Here is a 17,976-nt window from a genome sequence, read left to right as displayed (position 1 = left end):
TTTGTTCGAGCCGCACGAGTGTTGGAACTACCTCAGGGCTGCAGGATATGCGTCCGTTTAACCGTCCGATGCTCTAGATTTTGGTTGACGAGGCGATTTTGCTTTATGACCCGCCCTAGAGCATCCCACGTTTCCACAAAGACATCAGAACCCTCAACAGCCACTTCATAAACTACAACGAAGCCGCCATTGGCCAAAGCCTTGACCTTGGGGTTCGTATGGGAAGGCTGGTCTGTGATGATCAGGATTTCGCCATCAAAGCGGGTCGTCATGGGGCACCTTATAGGTTGCTGAACGTAATATTACAGCATTTCTATGCCCTTTCTCTCCATAAGTAAACTCCCCTGATGCCGATGTGATTTTATGGTTTACAGGGAGAGGGAGCAGCCACATTGACGCATGGGCGATCGCTGATGCACTCACCAAAAATAGACACGACCATGATACTGCGTCTTGTGCCCTATATGTTTAAATAGCACGCCAAGCTTTAGCTTGGGATTATTGTTAATAAACACTTTATTAATCGAGTTACTAAGCCAGTTTTCTTATTGAATTACAGAAGTATTTTTTGGAGAATGTTTCTTGAGCGTATACCTCACTCACAGTGAAAGGCATCTTTGTTGATGATTGAGCCAAAGATCTCGATGAAATGTGCTCGATGAGGGTAGCCAAGCCTCAAATTATGATCATCGGGCTTAGCATGTGTGCAATCGCCGTCGTCATGAAGCCGGCTTCTCGCTCAAACCTATAGGATGCTGGGTTCTCACTATGGCTGAAGGCTCAGGTTTATCCGTGTGCATGGAGTGCCGTGACAGCCACTCAGATAACAAAGAAATCCTGGTAGGTCAGCTTGAGGTTCTTGTCCAAGGTAGACACCTTCACCTTTGCGACGGCACCGGTGCCGTCCTTGTCGTAGTAGAGCGCACCGGATTTCTTATCGTAGATGATCCGGTCTTCCGCATCCTTGGCCTTCGTGTTCTGCACGAACATGTCGGATCCAAACTTCTTCGGCTTCGTCATGCTGCCCTTGCCGAGCTTTGTGAATACGGCGTTGTCAAGCCAGATCGTGTCATCCTTAGGGATGTATTTGTAGATGCGATCAACGTTCGTCTTGCCAGTACTCGCATCGAACACGAAGATGTCACGCCCTGCTTCGCCATAGAGCCGATCAAAGCCAGAACCACCGGAGATCAAGTCATCGCCAAAGCCGCCGAAGATTGTGTCATTACCGGCGTCACCGTAAACCCGATCACGCCCAGCCTCGGCTTCCAGCAGGTCGTTCCCGCCATAACCTTTGAGGAGGTTGATACCGTCACCCCCGATGATCGTATTGGAGGAGTTCGAGCCAGAAAGGTTCAACGCTGCATTGCTCGCCGGGTTTGCAAGCTTCAGAACCTCGATCTCGCCATCCCCTGCAAGGGAGTAACTTGCGGAAGCAAGCACTGTATCGAAACCCCCATTGCTGCTTTCCCGCACCTGATCGCCAGCATGATCGACAAAATAGGTGTCATCTCCGAGGCCGCCCATAAGAACGTCCGCACCTCCGGCTCCATCAAGTCGATTGGCTCCTCTGTTGCCGATCAGAGTGTTGTCATGGCTATTCCCTGTAAGATCCAAAGCGTGACCTGCTGCTGGATCGAGAGCGACCAAGTTCTCTATCGCCAAGCCTTCAGCGAGAGTAAAATTCCGGCTTGTCCTGATCGTATCGAAGCCCGACATATCGATGATGATATCGCCGAGAGGGTCGATATAGACATCGTCGCCGGCACCGCCATCCAGAGTATCAGCCCCAGCGCCGCCATCCAGCGTGTCGTTCCCTGTTCCGCCTATGAGATGATTGATATCAAGATCACCTGTTATCCGGTCATTGAAGGCAGATCCGATCACTCCCTCTACACTGTCATAGATATCGCCAATCGCATCATCACCGCTGTTCAAGACCGGGCTGCGGAGGAAAACAGTCACACCGCTTGCGGCATCGGCGTAGGAGGCGAAATCAAAGCCCGACATTCCTTCAAGGAGATCACTTCCTAAGCCGCCAAGGAGCGTATCACTATTGTTTCCTCCAAAGAGGCTATCGTTACCCATTCCGCCCAACAGATGATCATTGCCTCCGCCGCCTGAAATGCTGTCGCGACCCCCTTGACCACGCAGAATATCGTCGTTCTCAGACCCATTATGGGTCTCATCGGCATCAGTGCCGGTCCAATCCACACCCGGAGCTAACCCGACTACAAGGAGGGAAAATTGAGTCCGAGCATCGTTGAATTGCTCATCAGGGCTCAAAATGCTCTGCTGGAAGGCCATGTAAATCCCCGAATTAACTATGCGGTACTTTGTATCGTTTCTTATTCATCAAATACGTTTTCAAATCAACCATTTCTCAAATGCCGAACTCTAGCTCAGCCATAAGGCTTGCAGAACACAGCAAGAACGGCTACCTTGTTCCTGATTTGTTTCAGAATCGCCTTTTCCCAAGGCAGTTAGGGCCAGCCATGCTGACGCGTAAACAGCACGAATTGCTCCGCTTCATCCATGAGCGGTTGCGTGAAACCGGGGTTCCGCCGTCTTTCGACGAGATGAAAGACGCACTCGACCTCAAGTCCAAATCCGGCATCCATCGCCTGATCACGGCGCTTGAGGAGCGCGGCTTCATACGCCGCCTGCCGAACCGGGCCCGGGCGCTCGAGGTGATCCGCCTGCCCGAGAGCACCAGCGGTGCCGGCAGCCAGCGGCGCTTCACGCCGAGCGTGGTCGAGGGTGGTCTCGCCGGGAAGGCCAAGGCCGCTCCGCAGCCGGCTTCCGATCCGCGCGACCGCGAGATGTCGATCCCAGTCATGGGACGGATCGCCGCCGGTACGCCGATCTCGGCCATCCAGACCCGCAGCCACTCCATCACCCTCTCGGGCGACTTCCTGGCCCAGGGCGACCATTTCGCTCTTGAGGTGCGCGGCGACTCGATGGTGGAGGCCGGCATCCTTGACGGCGACCTCGTGGTCATCCGCCGGCAGGACAATGCCAATACGGGCGACATCATCGTGGCCCTGATCGACGAGGAGGAGGCGACCCTCAAGCGCTTCCGCCGCCGTGGATCGTCCATCGCGCTGGAAGCCGCCAACCAGGCCTACGAGACCCGAGTGCTTGGCCCCGACCGGGTCAAGATCCAGGGCAAGCTCGTCAGTCTGGTTCGAAGGTACTGACCTCGTCCTCGGGAAGATCCTGCTCAGGAATAGGCCTTGCAGGTCTCGGCCTCCCCTGAGCGGGCGCTCCTTCCACCTGGATTGACTGGTAACCAGGCCAAATCATTACCTCGCGTCCTTTCCTGACGGAGGTGACCTCGATTGCGTTGGCGCTGAGACGCAGCGTCGTGGCTCCGCGCTCCTTCAGCGCCTCACCGTCGAGGACGAAAGGCTGCCTGCATGTCGGCGGAGCTTGCAGCCGTGTGACGATCACGTTCGCCCGACGGCAATCCTCCTCGAAGGCTGCATAATCCTGGACAAAGGCAATCCGCCGCCCGTCCGCAGCGACCACGACGCAGCCGGCACTGTCGCAGCGTGCCTCACGCCTCAGGCTGGCATCATCCGCAGTTCTGGCATCGCCATCGGCGCGCAGCCACTGCTCGGCCACAAAGTTCGATGGACGCCCAACAAGGGCAAGCTCTCCTCGGGCACCGCGAATGGCCGCCCCTGCCCCCTCGCGGTCGATGAAGATGTCGTAGCGATGCGGAACGGTCGTAAAGGCAAGTCCGATCCCTGCCGGCACAAGAGCCATCCATCGCAGCCGCGAGGCCAGGATGGTGAGGATGAGCAGGCCGAGGCTCAGCAATGCAAGGGCACTGACGCTGAGCGCGGGCACCACCACAGTCGAACCGCTGAAAGATCCCACCCAGGCCGATACCGCAAGCACCTGCTCGACGGCCCTTCCCATCACCTGCCACACTGGACGATCAAGACCGAATGGATAGGCCAGCACGCCCAGAACGGCTGAAGGCATGACCACAACTGAGACGAGCGGCAGGGCGAGCGCATTGCCGATGAGGCCATATGGGTTGAGCGACTGGAAGTGATAGGCCGAGAACGGAGCCGTGGCGATGCTGGCCACAAGGGTCGTGGTCACGAGCCCGAGCATCGCCCGGACGGACCAGCGGAGACTTCGTTCGAGAAGGGTTGCAGGTGTCCCTTCAGTGGGTTTGCGCTGCATCAGCGGCACCAGGGCCATCATGGCGGCCACGGCCCCGAATGACATCTGGTAGCTCGGACCCAAAAGCGCCTCGGGCTCGCGGGCGAGAACGATCAGAGCGGCAATCGACAGATTGCGGATGCTCAGCGCAGGACGGTCCACCAGCACGGCGCCGAACATCACAAGGGTCATGATGAGCGAGCGCTCGGTGGCGACGTCGGAGCCTGAGAAGATGCAGTAGATTGTCGCCCCGACCATTGCCGCCACGGCGGCGATCTTCTTCACTGGCCAGAGAAGCGCGACAGCGGGCGCAAGAGCCAGAAGCGCCCGCACGAGCCAGAAGAACGTACCGGCCGCCAGCACCATGTGGAGACCGGAGATCGACACGATGTGGTAGATGCCTGCCCCGCGCAGAATGTCGTTCACAGGCTCCGGAATAAGCCCGCGCTTGCCGGTCACCAACGCGGCCCCCACACCGCCGGCAGCGCCGCCGATGGATGTCGCGATGCGTTGGGTGAGTGCATTGCGGGCTTCGTCCACCCCGGCGGCCAGTTGCAATGACCAGTCCGGCGGCTTCGGTGGATCAAGGCGCCGCACCTGCCCCACCATGGAGCCGACGGCGCCGATCCCCTTGTAATAGGCATCGCGGGCAAAGTCGTAGCCGCCGGGCCATGCCGCTTCCGGCGGCGGAAGCAGACGGGCGGTGCCGGCGACGAACTGTCCGGCCGTCAGCCCTGACCCACTGCGTACTGAGACGCGCACGAGACGCGGACGTTCACTTTCCGCAACATCCTTCATCTCCATGATGCGGATCAGGAGCCTCTGCCCCTCCTCCCGGTCCTCCAGCGCTTCGACGAAGCCCGCAATGGTCGTGATGGTAAGGCGGGTGAGAGCCGGAGCCGCAACGCTCCGACTGCGGATCACGCCAGCCGAAAAGCCTGCAAAGATGGCCGACAGCGCGAGCATGGCGATGAAAGCCGTCATGTTCCGGCGCAGGGCGATTGCTGCCGCACAGCAAAGGGCACAAGCTCCCAATGGCGCCCATAGGGCGGGCGCGCCATCGGCCTGGAAGAACAGGAGGATGCCGATGCCGAAACAAACGGGGATCCAGGGGAAGAGACGACGCTGCTCGATCTCGTGCGTGATGGCTCTGAACAGCCAGCCGCGCCCGTCGAGAAGCCTCCATTCAATGCTGGCGCTCCAGGATCGGGGCAAAGCCACAACCCGCGCTGCACCACGCGGGATCGGCCAAGTCCTTCCTCGTTTGTCTTCCATTGCGGCTTCGGCTTAACGCGGGTTCGGTTGCATGCTAGACGACCGCACGCTTCGCCCCAAGCCACCCTGTGGATTGAGTCGGAAGGCTGCGGCAGCACGGCTGCGCCACCCAAATTTCTTTAGTCAAGGTTCCCCTGCGATGACCGTCGTCACCCGCTTCGCCCCCTCTCCCACCGGCTTTCTCCATATCGGAGGGGGACGCACGGCCCTGTTCAACTGGCTCTATGCCAAGCGGCAAGGGGGCAAGATGCTGCTGCGCATCGAGGACACGGACCGTGAGCGCTCAACGGAGGCCGCTATCGCGGCCATTCTCGATGGGCTCCAGTGGCTCGGCCTGGATTGGGACGGTGACGTGGTCTACCAGTTCTCGCGCGCTGCCCGTCACAAGGAGGTGGCAGAGAGCCTGCTGGCCCAGGGCCGCGCCTATTACTGCTATGCCTCTCAGCAGGAGCTGGAGGAGATGCGCGAGGCCGCCCGCAAGGAGGGCCGCCCCCTGCGCTATGACGGCCGCTGGCGCGACCGCGACCCATCCGAGGCCCCCAAGGACGTGAAGCCGGTGATCCGTCTGAAGGCGCCCACCGAGGGCGAGACGGTGGTCGAGGACGAAGTCCAAGGTCGCGTGGTGTGGCAGAACAAGGATCTCGACGACTTGGTGCTCCTGCGTTCTGACGGCACGCCCACCTACATGCTCGCCGTGGTGGTGGACGACCACGACATGAACGTGACGCATGTCATCCGCGGCGACGATCACCTGACCAATGCGGCCCGTCAGACGCAGATCTATCAGGCGCTGGGCTGGGATGTGCCCAAGATGGCCCACGTTCCGATGATCCTCGGCCCGGACGGGGCAAAGCTTTCCAAGCGTCACGGGGCCCTTGGAGTCGAAGCCTATCGCAGCATGGGGTATCTGCCCGAGGCCATGCGCAACTACCTCGTGCGCCTCGGCTGGAGCCATGGCGACCAGGAGATCTTCTCCACGCAGGAGATGATCGACGCCTTCGATCTCAAGAGTATCGGGCGCTCCCCGTCCCGCTTTGACTTCGCCAAGCTGGAGAACCTCAACGGGCACTATATGCGCCAGACCGCGGATGAGAACCTCGTGAAGGCGATCGAGGAGATTCTGCCGGAGCTTGGGGCTGAACGTGGCATCGGCGCAACCTTCTCCCCCAGCTTGCGCGACAAGATGATCGCCGCCATGCCGGGCCTGAAGGAGCGTGCCAAGAACCTCGTAGAGCTGCTCGACAGTGCCTACTATCTCTATGCCCAGCGGCCGCTTCATCTGGATGAAAAAGCCGCCAGCCTGCTTGCGGACGGACGGGCTCGCCTCGATGGCATTGCCGAGAAGCTAGAGCGCGTCTCCGACTGGTCAGCCCAGAGTGTGGAAGCCGTCGTGCGCGAGCATGCGGAAGCGCTCGGAGCGAAGCTCGGCCAAGTGGCGCAGCCTCTTCGGGCGGCTCTGACCGGCCGCGCGACGTCGCCGGGTCTCTTCGATGTCATGGCGGTTCTCGGCAAGGAGGAAACCTTGTTGCGGCTAGGCGACCAGACCAAGGATGCACCCGCTGCATAGCGGGTGAATCTCGCCTTTAGACGTGCTTGCTCCCTCCCTACGGATAAGCTACCGAAGGCGCCATAAAACCGACCGACCGGCAAACCCTGGTTCGGCAGCCCCGAGGGCCTACTCCGCTCCCCCGGTTGCTCTAGGTTCTGCCCGGCCTCCTTTTGAAAGGGCCATGACGCATGAGTTCCAGCACCAGCACCATTTCTGTCGACGGAAAGTCCGTGGAGCTGCCGGTCAAAGAAGGCACGATCGGCCCGAGCGTCGTCGACATCTCCAAGCTCTATGGCCAGACCGGGATGTTCACCTACGACCCCGGCTTCACCTCCACGGCGGCCACCGAGTCGAAGATCACCTATATCGACGGCGACAAGGGCATCCTGCTCTACCGCGGCTACCCGATCGACCAGCTCGCCGAGCACGGCGACTTCCTCGAGACCTGCTACCTGCTGCTCTACGGAGAGCTGCCGACCGCCGCCCAGAAGGCCGATTTCGATTATCGCGTCACGCGCCACACCATGGTGCACGACCAGATGAACCGGTTCTTCACCGGCTTCCGCCGCGATGCTCACCCGATGGCGATCATGGTCGCCTGCGTCGGCGCGCTGTCGGCCTTCTATCACGACTCCACGGACATCTCGGATCCGCATCAGCGCATGATTGCGTCCATGCGCATGATCGCCAAGATGCCGACGCTCGCTGCCATGGCGTACAAGTACTCCATCGGCCAGCCGTTCGTGTATCCGCAGAACGATCTGGACTACACCTCCAACTTCCTGAAGATGTGCTTCGCGGTCCCGGCCGAGGAGTACAAGGTCAACCCGGTGCTGTCGCGGGCGCTGGACCGGATCTTCATCCTCCACGCCGATCACGAGCAGAACGCCTCGACCTCGACGGTGCGTCTCGCCGGCTCGTCGGGCGCGAACCCGTTTGCCTGCATCGCGGCCGGCATCGCCTGCCTGTGGGGCCCCGCCCACGGCGGCGCCAATGAGGCGGCCTTGAAGATGCTGGAGGAGATCGGCACGCCCGACCGCATTCCGGAATACATCGCCAAGGCGAAGGACAAGAACGATCCGTTCCGCCTCATGGGCTTCGGCCACCGGGTCTACAAGAACTACGACCCGCGCGCCCGCATCATGCAGAAGACCACCCACGAGGTGCTCAACGAGCTCGGCATCAAGGACGATCCGCTCCTCGACGTGGCCGTGGAGCTCGAGCAGATCGCGCTCAAGGACGAGTACTTCGTCGAGAAGAAGCTCTATCCGAACATCGACTTCTATTCGGGCATCACCCTCAAGGCGATGGGCTTCCCCACCTCCATGTTCACGGTGCTGTTCGCGCTCGCCCGTACGGTCGGCTGGATCGCCCAGTGGAGCGAGATGATCGAGGACCCGTCCCAGCGCATCGGCCGCCCGCGCCAGCTCTACACGGGCTCGCCCGAGCGCGATTACGTGACGGTCGCCCAGCGCGGCTGAAGACATCGGATGCAATAAGGAAAGGGGCCGAAAGGCCCCTTTTTCGTATCTGCGTCCTCGGACAAGCGTGTCATTCCCGGCCGGAACGCAGCGGAGGGGAAGGGAATCCATAACGCCGCGTCTGATCGTGGATCCCCTTCCCGGCCCTGCGGGCCACCGGGGATGACAGACACGAAACGCTACGCCTTTCCCTTGGATGACAGCACCTCTTCCACAATTCGCGCAGCTCGTTCGCTCGGAGCCTCATCTCCGATCTTCATGAGCGTATCGAGCTTACCGAAGGCTTCGATCTGCCTTTGGCGCTCGGGTGTGTCGCTGAGCATAGGCAGGAGTGCATCGGCCAGCTTCTCACGCGTGCAGTCCCACTGGATCAATTCGGGGATGACATTCTCATCAAGCACCAAATTCGTGAGCACGATGGAAGGCGCTTTGATCAGATATTTCAGCACTTCCTCGATTTTTGAGACCCGGTAGGCCACGACCATCGGCACACCCGAGAGCCCGAGTTCCAGGGTGACGGTGCCGGAAGCGGCCAGCGCCGCATCGGCCTGCCGGAAAGCAGCCCATTTGGCTGCTTCTCCCTCGACGATCCTGGGCTTCACGCTCCAAGCCTCCGCCCGCGTTCGGATCTCTTGCGCGAGATGCGACACGGCCGGGATTGTGACCGTGAACGGGCGGGGCGAACGCTCCTTCAACAGGTCCAGGGCTGCGCCGAACGGCTCCATGAGGCGGCTCACCTCGGAGCGGCGGCTGCCAGGGAGGACGAGCAGCTTGATTGGCCCACCTGGATTGCCACCCCGCTCCCCGGGAGCGGGCCTGATCTCGGAAAGACGTTCGATGAGCGGGTGCCCGACATAGGTTGTCGGCGGTCCGCCAAGGCGCTGATGCGCCTCAGGCTCGAAGGGAAGCAGTGCCAGGAGATGGTCGACATAGGCACGCATCTTCGGAGCGCGCCCTGGGCGCCAAGCCCAGACGGAGGGGCTGACGTAATCGACAATGGGGATGGCCGGCGCGCGCCGGCGCACGGCCTTGGCGACACGGTGCGTGAAATCCGGGCTGTCGATGATGACGAGCATGTCGGGCTTTGCCGCGACCACCGCATCTGCGGTCATTCGGATGCGCTTCAGGATGGCGGGCAACCGTGCGATCACGGCGGAGATGCCCATCACGGCGATCTCTTCCAGGGGGAAGAGAGAATATAGGCCCTCGTTCCTCATGGCGTGCCCACCAACGCCGCCAAAGCGCAGGCGCTCGGCTCCGAGCCGCGCTTTCAGGGAGCGCATCAGCTTGGCTCCGAGCTGGTCGCCCGACTCCTCGCCCGACACAATCCAGATTGTCAGCAGCTTGTTGTCAGCCAAGAGACTTCTCCATCCACGGCAGATCGACGGCCATGAGGAAGAGGCCGAGGCGATCGGCCGTGCGGAGCGTTTCCTCCTGCTCCAGCACAAAGGTGGAGCCTGCCCCGATGGCGATGCCGGCGAGCCCCGCTTTGGCGGCCTCTCTCACTGTGCGGGGGCCGACGGTCGGCATGTCGACCCGCAGATCCTGTCCACGCTTGGCAGCCTTGATCAGCACGCCGCCTTCCTCGCGGCGGCGAAGGCCAAACCATGATTGGCGCAGGTGTCTTACCCGTCGGATCATGCGGTCGGTGCCTTCAGGTCCCTCGATAGCCAGAACATGCCTCCGGTCGACGACGGCGCCCTGCCCGATATCGAAGTCCGATAGGGAAACGAGAAGTTCCAGCCCAAAGGCAATAGCCTCATGATCGTCGGGTCCGGGCTGCCGAGCCCCGGTGAGCGTATGGGGGGCTACGAGGTCAGGGGCAAGCTCATGGGCACCGACAACCCGGTGACCACGCTCCTCCAGGAGCATGACGGCACCGCGCAGCACCTGATCATCCCCGCGGGCAATGACCTCCTTCACCTCGTGCCTGTTGCGAAGGAGGGAATAGGCGCTCAGCAGCGCGGAGAATCCAGGCCGTCGAACGGCCCCGACGAGGGAGACGGCCTGCGGCCGCCAGCCATCGAGCGTGCTCATGATGGTCTTGAGGTCGAGAAGATCGACTCTGGCGTGGGCGCGGCGTTGCAGCTCGGCCTCCGCAAAGCCGCGGAAGGCCAAAACCCGGACGTCCTGCCCCGTCCGCTCCAGATGGCTCAAGAGCTGGATGGGGAGCTGCCCGGCCCCGGCGAGAATTGCGATGGGGCCTTGAGGCATCATCCGGCGGAACTGACGGGATCCCGCGGCGTGCAGATCGCCCTGTCGCCACCGGCGCGGATGAAGTCGAGAATTTCGTGCACGAAGGGATGGCTTTCGAACTCGCCCGCCACGTCTTCGACGCGCTCGGCCAGGGTGCCCTCATCCGCGAACAGAAGCCGATACGCACGCCGGATCTCGTGGATCTGCTCACGGGTGAAGCCGCGACGACGCAGGCCGATGATGTTGAGACCGGCGAGATGCGCCCGGTTGCCCATGGCCATGCCATAGGGGATCAGGTCGTTCTCCAGGCCCGACATGCCGCCCACGAAGGCGTGGGAACCGACGCGGGCAAACTGGATCACCGCGGAGGCGCCGCCGAAGATCACGAAATTGCCGACGGTCACATGGCCGGCCAGCATGACGTTGTTTGACAGGATGCAGTCGTTCCCGACCTTGGTGTCGTGGCCGACGTGGGATCCAGCCAGGAAAGCGCAGCGATCGCCGATCACCGTGCGGAGGCCGCCGCCCTCGGTGCCGGGATTCATGGTCACGCCTTCGCGGATCATGCAATCGGCGCCGATCTCGAGCGTCGAGGTCTCGCCCTTGTACTTCAGATCCTGCGGAATGTGGCCGATGGAGGCGAACGGAAAGATCCTCGTCCGCGGGCCGATGGTGGTGCGCCCTGCCAAAGCCACATGGCTGATGAGCTGGCAGCCCTCGCCGAGCTCCACCTCAGGCCCAACCGTGCAGAACGGGCCGATCTTCACGCCCGGACCGATCTTGGCACCGTCCTCGATGACGGCGCTGGGATGAATCACCGTTTCCATCAGTCGTTCACCAACATGGCGCTGACTTCGGCCTCGCAGACGAGAACACCATCGACCTTCGCCTCGCCCTTGTACCACCACATGTTGCGGCGGTTGTTCAGCTTGCGCATGTGGAACTCGACCCGGTCGCCCGGCTCCACCGGCTTGCGGAACTTCACCTTATCGATCGTCATGAAAAACACCTGCTTCGGCTTGGCCATCTGGGCCATCTTGGCCTTCACGCAGATGGCCCCCGCCGTCTGAGCCATCGCCTCGATCAGAAAGACGCCCGGGAAGATCGGACGCGAGGGGAAATGGCCCGTGAATTGTGGCTCATTGAAGGTGACGTTCTTGATGCCGATGCACGAATTGTCGCCGTCGATCTCGATGATCCTGTCGACCAGGAGAAAGGGATACCGGTGCGGCAGAAGCTCCAGGATCTCCATGATATCGGCGGTTTGAAGCGTGGTGGGCGCTTCGGACATGTCGAGAACTCCGAACGGTAAGAATGCCTTCAACAAACGTTATGAAGACGCATCGTCGTCTTTGGCGGAATCGCCCCCGGATGCAAGCTTTTTCAGAGCCGTGATCTCGCGGAACCACTCCCGCATGGGTCGGGCCGGGATGCCACCCCACCGAGCCCCTGCCGGCACATCGCCGTTGACGCCACTGGTCGCTGCGATCTGGGCGCCCATGCCGATCCGAACATGGCCCTTGACGGCCACCTGGCCGCCGATGGCCACGTAATCCTCGATGGTGGTCGAGCCGGCGATGCCGACCTGGGCCACGATCACGCAATGGCGGCCAATGACCACGTTGTGGGCGATCTGGACGAGGTTGTCGATCTTGGTGCCCTCGCCGATGACCGTATCGCGGCTCGCACCCCGGTCGACGGTCGTATTCGCACCGATTTCCACGTCGTCCTGAATGATGACGCGCCCGACCTGCGGCACCTTCAGATGCCCTTGCGGCCCCATGGCAAAGCCGAAGCCGTCCTGACCGATCCTGACGCCCGGATGGAGAATGACCCGGTTGCCGAGGTAAGCATGGGTGACGGTCACGCTGGCGGCGACTGAACAGTCCCGTCCGATCCTGACGTTGGGCCCGATGACCGAGTGAGCGCCGATCAGGGTTCCCGATCCGATCTCCGCATGCGGCCCGACAACCGCGCCTGGATCGACGCGCACGCCATGCTCCAGCCTTGCAGAGGGATGGACGAAGGAGCCGGGGGAGATTCCAGCCGCGGAGAAAGAGGATTCCGGCCGCATGGCTGTCGGGAACAGGATGGCCAGAACCTGAGCGAAAACCCTGTAAGCCTGGGGGGTGACCAGAGCGACCGTGCCGGCCGGTACCTTGGAGGCATAGCGTGGCGTCACCAAGCAGGCTGCAGCTTTGGTTGCCGCCAGGGCCCCGACATAGGCAGGGTTGTCCATATAGGCGAGATCGCTAGGACCTGCGTTCTCGAGGGGAGCGACCCCACGAAGCAAAAACTCCCCGTCGGTGCCGTCGGGGAGCGCTACTTGTGCCATTTCCGCCACCTGACGCAGGTTCAGCGTCCGGCTTTGCGGGAAGAAGTTTGATTCAGCCATGAACAATAAGTGAGGGCGCCTTTCGGCGCCCTCCCCGATTAGAAGCGCGTGCCGCCCGTGAACCGGAAGGCCTGGGTACGGTCACCGCCGACCCGCACTCCGTCCCTGAGTTCACCCTCATCCTTCGAAAGGGCATAGGCGTAGTCGAAGCGGATCGGGCCGAGCGGCGAGGTCCACAGGATCGAAGCACCAATCGACGAGCGCAGAGTGTTCTCATCCCGGACTTGAATAGTTCCGCCATCAACGCCTTCGAACACCGTCGGGCCATCATAGCCGAAGAGCGTACCAGCGTCGGCGAACACTGCACCCCTCAAGCCCAGTTCACGCGGCAGAACCGGGATCGGGAACTGCACTTCGAGCGAGCCGCCGAAATAGGTGGTGCCGCCAAGAGCGTTCGCCCTGCTGTCGGACGTTGAAATGTCACGTGGGCCGATGCCGTTGGAAGCGAAGCCGCGCACAAGGGACGGCCCCATGAAGAAGTGATCGATGATGCGCAGATCACCGCCCGCTTCGCCATTGTCGCCGAGGCCCATGATGTGACCACCCTGAATGCGGGCGATACCGACCACATCCTCGAAGAGCTCACGATAGTACCGAGCGTCGCCGGTCACACGGAAGTACCGGGAGTCGCCGCCGAGCCCAGCAAAGTCCGTCTTGACCTCGCCATAGAAGCCATTGCGGGGATTACGGGTGCTGTCGAGGGTGTTGTAGTTGAAAGTCAGACCAGCCAGAGAGGTGATCGTCTCGCCCTGTGCGTTCTTGATAGCAAGGGAGGCCTCGCCATTCCCTTCGCACTCGGCGCGGGTGATGACACCATCACCGTTGGCATCAGTGACCCCAGGGATCGGGAACGAGCAGTCGTTATACGGCCGATCCTCTTCGTTGGGGATCGTGATTTCCTGCTGGTAGAGCGAGTAGCGGGCCGTGACCGTGAACTCTTCCGTGAACGGAAGGCCCAGGCGCAGCGTACCACCGGTCATGCGGTTCTCGTAGCGGGAGTACCGGGTCTGGTCGCTGAACTTCGAGAACAGGTCGATACCCGCCGACATCCGGTAGCCCAGGAAGTACGGCTCGGTGAACGAGAAATCGACACCATGAGCGCGCTGACCGAGCTGGCCGGCGAGGCGCACGAACTGGCCGCGGCCCAGGAAGTTGGTTTCCGTGACGGAGACTTCGCCGATGAAGCCGTCGGCCGTGGAGTAGCCGCCGGAGACCGAGAAAGCGCCGGTGGACTGATCTTCCACATCCACGTTCACGACCACACGGTCGGCCGAGGATCCGGGCTCGTTGGAGACACGAACCTGCTTGAAGTAGCCAAGATTGTTCAGGCGACGCTCGGCGCGATCGATCAGAACCTGGTTGTAGGCGTCGCCCTCGCCGAGCTCGAACTCGCGACGGATAACGTAGTCGCGGGTGCGGCTGTTGCCACGCACGTTGATGCGCTCGATGTAGATCCGCGGCGCTTCCTCGACCACGTAGGTGAGGCTGATCGTGCGGGTCGAAGGATCGCGGGCACCCACAGGGCGAGCGAGAGCGAAGGGATTGCCCTGACGCGCAACGTTGGCGGTGAGATTCTGAACCGACTTCTCGACGGCTTCGGCGTTGTAAACCGAGCCTTCCGAGGTCGAAATTCCCCGGCGCAGAGCCTCGGGATCAACTCCAGGAAGACGAGGATCGACGCTCACGCTGCCGACCCGGTACTGCTCGCCCTCTTCCACCGCGATGGTGATGACGTAGCCGCCGCCATTCGCGTCGAACGCAACGTCGCTGGAGACGATGCGGAAGTCCGCATAGCCGTTCTTCAGATAATAGCGACGGATCAGCTCGAGATCATTGGCGATGCGGGCCGGATCATAAACGTCGGTGCTCTTGAGGAAGCTCAGAAGATTCGTCTCGGTGGTCTGCATGACGCCGCGCAGGCGGCTGGACGAGACCTGATTGTTGCCGACAAAACGGATTTCCTTCACGCCGGTCTTGTCGCCCTCGACGACCGTGTACACTACGTCCACAGTGCCGTTGGGGAGGTCGACCACGCGGGGCGTAACCTGGGCAAGCCCGCGGCCGGACTGCCGGTAAATCTCAAGGATGCGACCAACGTCGGCATCCACGGCGGCCTGGTTGTAGGGAGCGCGGGCACGGGCCTGGAACTGATCCTGGAAAGCCGCGCTCTCGATCTTCTTGTTCCCTTCGACCACCACGCGGTTGACGATGGGGCCCTGCGCGGCTGAAGCACGGCGATTCCTCGGCGCCACCTGCTGCGCGAAGGCGCTCTCCGCGGCAGTGATTCCGGCCATCAGCGCGCTGATTGCGATAACGGCGGTGGTGGCCGGCTTCTTCCGGCGAGGCGTGGTCGTCGACATCATCAACTGGCCCGTTCTTTGTCTTTACATCCCTAGCGGAGGTGTCCCCGCAGGCTGGAGACGCGTGCCCCCAACCTTATCCATGTGAAGCGCTTGTACAAACTTTCGCCGCTATTGCAAACGGCGCGTCCACAACAGAGTAGCGATTTTTATCCTGCGTGGCGTCCTTGTCACGATCCCCGGCTCATAAAACTGGTGCCAAGGTGAACAAGATCATTCCAAGTGGCGAACAACATAAGCATCGCCACCAGGGCAAACCCGATTCTAAAGCCGATTTCCTGGGCTTTTTCGCTCAAAGGACGGCCGCGCACCGCCTCAATGGCATAGAACAGGAGATGCCCGCCATCCAGCAGGGGAATGGGAAAAAGGTTAATAAGGCCGATGGAGACCGACATGAAGCCGATCAGGCTGACAAGGCTGTAGACCCCGCCGATATCGAAGGCGGTCCCGGAGGCCCGGGCGATTCCGATGGGCCCGGAGAGCTGATCGGCCGATTCCACGCCCATCACCAGACGGCGGATGAAGTTGATCGTCCGCTCGACGAGGTTCCAGGTCTCGACCACGGCAGCTTTCAAGGCGCCCCAGGGAGAATAGGTCAGTCGCTTGATCGCCGAGGGGTCACGGGAGGCCTCAACGCCCAGCAGTCCGATCCGCTGCTTGCCGAACGGGCTTGTCCGCTCGACGAAGTTCGGCGTTGCCGTTAGGGCCACCGTTTGGCCATTGCGCTCCACCGTGAATACCAGGGGTTCGCCCGCGCTGGAACTCACAAGGAGTTGCATGTCGGCAAAGGTCTGAATGCTCCTGCCATCGACTGTCAGAATCAGGTCCTTGGGTTGGAAGCCGGCCTTCTCGGCCGCGCTGCCCGGTTGAACCGCTTCAATCCGCGGCTCCAGGACCGCCCGCCCGTTGAAGTAGTTGAAGCCGGCAAAGATCGCGATTGCCAGGATGAAGTTGGCGATCGGCCCCGCCGCCACAATGGCAGCCCGCTTGGCGACGTTCTGATGAGGGAAGCTGATCGCACGCTGCTCGACCGGCATCTGGTCGAGCTGGCCCTGATCAGGGACGCTGGCGGCGTTGAGGTCGCCGACGAACTTCACATACCCTCCAAGAGGAATAGCGCAGATTTTCCACCGCGTACCCTTCCTGTCCGTCCAGCCGATCAACTCGGGCCCGAATCCGATGGAGAAGGCCGTCACGCCAACCCCGCACAGCCGGCCCACCCAGAAGTGGCCGAACTCGTGGACGAAAACGACCACTGTGAGCACAACGAGGAAAGCGATCAGGGTCAGGAACAGGGAGCCTGTTGCACCGCCGATCATCGTGAGAAAGTCCATCTGTGTCCCTTTCGCGCCTTATCGGGCCTGTGCGGCTTCGACAGGGGCTGGAATGAGCCTGCGCGCCGTTTCCCGGGCCTCCTGATCGATGGCCAGAGCCTCGGTGACGGTCGACGGCGTTAGAATCTGTCTTCCAGAGAAAGTCGAGCAAACTCTCTCAACAATCTCGGAAATATCATAAAATCCGATGGCGTCTGCCATATAGGCTTCGACCGCGATCTCGTTGGCCGCATTCAAGATCGTGGGCATCGCCCCTCCGGCCCTCAGCGCCGCCTTCGCCAAGGACAGGCACGGGAAACGGTCCTCATCGGGCCGTTCGAAGCTTAAACGGCCAATCGCGGCAAGATCGAGACGAGGCAGCTCCATCCTCAGGCGCCTGGCACCCCGAAGCGCATTGGCGACAGGGACCTTCATGTCCGGCAGGGCGAGGCCGGCCGTGATGGCGCCATCGCTCCATTGGACGAGGCCGTGGACGATGGCCTCCGGATGCACCAGCACATCGAGACGCTCCGGTTCAAGACCGAACAGATGATGAGCCTCGATCAGTTCGAGGCCCTTGTTCATCAAGGTGGCGGAATCGATGTTGATCTTCGATCCCATGGACCAGACCGGATGGGCCGAGGCCGCCTTGGCGCCGGCCTTTGCAATCTGCTCCTTCGGCGTGGTGCGAAATGGGCCACCGGTCGCTGTGATGATCGCCTTTTCCACGTCCCCGTTTCGACCGGCGGTAAGGGCTTGGTCGAGGGCATTGTGCTCGGAATCGACCGGCATGATCTCGACGTTGAGGCGGCGAGCATCGGCCATGAAGGCATTGCCGGCGCAGACAAGGCTTTCCTTGTTGGCCAGGGCAATCCGCCTTCCAGGCTTCAGAGCGGCATGGGTTGGGGCGAGGCCTGCGGTTCCGCTGATGGCGGCGAGCACGATGTCGGCCTCGCGCTCGGCGGCCTCCAACACGGCGGCCTGCCCTGCTCCGCTCCCGATTCCGGTTCCGGAGAGCGCCTCCCGCAAGGCTGCACCTCCGCGTTCATCGGCAAGGGCTGCGAATTTTGCACCAAGACGGCAGGCGACCTCCGCCAGGGCTAGAGCATCGCGGCCGCCCACAACAGCCTCGACCCTGAGTTCGTCGCGGTGAGCCAGCACGACATCCGCCGTCGAACGGCCGATCGAGCCGGTTGCACCAAGGATCGTGAGGGAACGGGTCATCAAG

The 17,976-nt window shown here is 61.8% G+C and carries 14 protein-coding genes; 3 read left to right on the top strand and 11 right to left on the bottom strand.

What is annotated here, in order from left to right:
- Positions 1 to 32: 32 nt before the first annotated feature.
- Together IC232_RS19805 and IC232_RS19800 are read right to left on the bottom strand one after the other, a co-directional pair.
- Entirely contained in the window at positions 33 to 272 is a 240-nt protein-coding gene (locus tag IC232_RS19805; protein WP_190846674.1) for a hypothetical protein, read from the bottom strand.
- A 547-nt stretch (positions 273 to 819) separates the two neighbouring features.
- Positions 820 to 2,307: a calcium-binding protein gene (locus IC232_RS19800; RefSeq protein ID WP_190846673.1), complete on the bottom strand. Its 1,488-nt coding sequence runs from the start codon at positions 2,305 to 2,307 to the stop codon at positions 820 to 822.
- Positions 2,308 to 2,495: 188 nt separating this feature from the next.
- Between IC232_RS19800 and lexA the strand changes: the two genes are divergently transcribed.
- Positions 2,496 to 3,200, top strand: a complete 705-nt coding sequence (gene lexA, locus IC232_RS19795; protein ID WP_190846672.1) for a transcriptional repressor LexA — start codon at positions 2,496 to 2,498, stop codon at positions 3,198 to 3,200.
- Here the strand turns inward: lexA and IC232_RS19790 are convergent.
- On the bottom strand, positions 3,178 to 5,400 hold the full coding sequence (locus IC232_RS19790) for a ComEC/Rec2 family competence protein (RefSeq protein ID WP_312895206.1): 2,223 nt from the start codon (positions 5,398 to 5,400) through the stop codon (positions 3,178 to 3,180). The genes lexA and IC232_RS19790 overlap by 23 nt on opposite strands.
- Before the next feature lie 193 nt (positions 5,401 to 5,593).
- Between IC232_RS19790 and gltX the strand changes: the two genes are divergently transcribed.
- Positions 5,594 to 7,021: a glutamate--tRNA ligase gene (gene gltX, locus IC232_RS19785; RefSeq protein ID WP_190846670.1), complete on the top strand. Its 1,428-nt coding sequence runs from the start codon at positions 5,594 to 5,596 to the stop codon at positions 7,019 to 7,021.
- Positions 7,022 to 7,191: 170 nt separating this feature from the next.
- Positions 7,192 to 8,484 carry a citrate synthase gene (gltA, locus tag IC232_RS19780; RefSeq protein WP_036353776.1) on the top strand — a complete coding sequence of 431 codons (1,293 nt, stop codon included), beginning with the start codon at positions 7,192 to 7,194 and terminating at the stop codon, positions 8,482 to 8,484.
- A gap of 179 nt (positions 8,485 to 8,663) precedes the next feature.
- Here the strand turns inward: gltA and lpxB are convergent, their stop codons facing one another.
- The 8 genes from lpxB to dxr form a co-directional block, all read right to left on the bottom strand.
- Positions 8,664 to 9,842, bottom strand: a complete 1,179-nt coding sequence (gene lpxB / locus IC232_RS19775; protein WP_190846669.1) for a lipid-A-disaccharide synthase — start codon at positions 9,840 to 9,842, stop codon at positions 8,664 to 8,666.
- Positions 9,835 to 10,701 (bottom strand): LpxI family protein, encoded by an 867-nt coding sequence (locus tag IC232_RS19770; protein ID WP_246812297.1) that lies wholly within the window; start codon positions 10,699 to 10,701, stop codon positions 9,835 to 9,837. The genes lpxB and IC232_RS19770 overlap by 8 nt, the downstream gene beginning before the upstream one ends.
- The gene (gene lpxA, locus IC232_RS19765) at positions 10,698 to 11,510 is read right to left on the bottom strand and encodes an acyl-ACP--UDP-N-acetylglucosamine O-acyltransferase (RefSeq protein ID WP_409564945.1); all 813 of its coding nucleotides are present in this window, start codon (positions 11,508 to 11,510) and stop codon (positions 10,698 to 10,700) included. The genes IC232_RS19770 and lpxA overlap by 4 nt, the downstream gene beginning before the upstream one ends.
- Entirely contained in the window at positions 11,507 to 11,971 is a 465-nt protein-coding gene (gene fabZ / locus IC232_RS19760) for a 3-hydroxyacyl-ACP dehydratase FabZ (RefSeq protein WP_190846667.1), read from the bottom strand. Before fabZ ends, lpxA begins: the two co-directional genes overlap by 4 nt.
- Positions 11,972 to 12,010: 39 nt before the next feature.
- Positions 12,011 to 13,075: a UDP-3-O-(3-hydroxymyristoyl)glucosamine N-acyltransferase gene (lpxD, locus tag IC232_RS19755; RefSeq protein ID WP_190846666.1), complete on the bottom strand. Its 1,065-nt coding sequence runs from the start codon at positions 13,073 to 13,075 to the stop codon at positions 12,011 to 12,013.
- A gap of 38 nt (positions 13,076 to 13,113) precedes the next feature.
- Positions 13,114 to 15,438, bottom strand: a complete 2,325-nt coding sequence (gene bamA / locus IC232_RS19750) for an outer membrane protein assembly factor BamA (RefSeq protein ID WP_190846665.1) — start codon at positions 15,436 to 15,438, stop codon at positions 13,114 to 13,116.
- Positions 15,439 to 15,605: 167 nt separating this feature from the next.
- Complete coding sequence (gene rseP, locus IC232_RS19745; RefSeq protein WP_190846664.1) at positions 15,606 to 16,769, bottom strand: RIP metalloprotease RseP; 1,164 nt, start codon at positions 16,767 to 16,769, stop codon at positions 15,606 to 15,608.
- Positions 16,770 to 16,787: 18 nt separating this feature from the next.
- Entirely contained in the window at positions 16,788 to 17,972 is a 1,185-nt protein-coding gene (dxr, locus tag IC232_RS19740; RefSeq protein ID WP_190846663.1) for a 1-deoxy-D-xylulose-5-phosphate reductoisomerase, read from the bottom strand.
- Between the last annotated feature and the right edge of the window lie 4 nt (positions 17,973 to 17,976).

This window comes from Microvirga sp. (genome assembly GCF_014699075.1).
Classification (GTDB): Bacteria; Pseudomonadota; Alphaproteobacteria; order Rhizobiales; family Beijerinckiaceae; genus Microvirga.
The sequence above is the reverse complement of the archived record's forward strand: the minus strand, read 5'-3'. Positions and strand labels throughout refer to the sequence as shown.

Excerpts from the sequence above, each read along its gene's own strand:
- lpxD (WP_190846666.1), bottom strand. The coding sequence starts at position 13,075 with ATGGCTGAATCAAACTTCTTCCCGCAAAGCCGGACGCTGAACCTGCGT.
- gltA (WP_036353776.1), top strand. The coding sequence starts at position 7,192 with ATGAGTTCCAGCACCAGCACCATTTCTGTCGACGGAAAGTCCGTGGAG.
- bamA (WP_190846665.1), bottom strand. The coding sequence starts at position 15,438 with ATGATGTCGACGACCACGCCTCGCCGGAAGAAGCCGGCCACCACCGCC.
- IC232_RS19770 (WP_246812297.1), bottom strand. The coding sequence starts at position 10,701 with ATGATGCCTCAAGGCCCCATCGCAATTCTCGCCGGGGCCGGGCAGCTC.
- rseP (WP_190846664.1), bottom strand. The coding sequence starts at position 16,769 with ATGGACTTTCTCACGATGATCGGCGGTGCAACAGGCTCCCTGTTCCTG.
- fabZ (WP_190846667.1), bottom strand. The coding sequence starts at position 11,971 with ATGTCCGAAGCGCCCACCACGCTTCAAACCGCCGATATCATGGAGATC.
- lexA (WP_190846672.1), top strand. The coding sequence starts at position 2,496 with ATGCTGACGCGTAAACAGCACGAATTGCTCCGCTTCATCCATGAGCGG.
- gltX (WP_190846670.1), top strand. The coding sequence starts at position 5,594 with ATGACCGTCGTCACCCGCTTCGCCCCCTCTCCCACCGGCTTTCTCCAT.
- dxr (WP_190846663.1), bottom strand. The coding sequence starts at position 17,972 with ATGACCCGTTCCCTCACGATCCTTGGTGCAACCGGCTCGATCGGCCGT.
- IC232_RS19800 (WP_190846673.1), bottom strand. The coding sequence starts at position 2,307 with ATGGCCTTCCAGCAGAGCATTTTGAGCCCTGATGAGCAATTCAACGAT.
- IC232_RS19805 (WP_190846674.1), bottom strand. The coding sequence starts at position 272 with ATGACGACCCGCTTTGATGGCGAAATCCTGATCATCACAGACCAGCCT.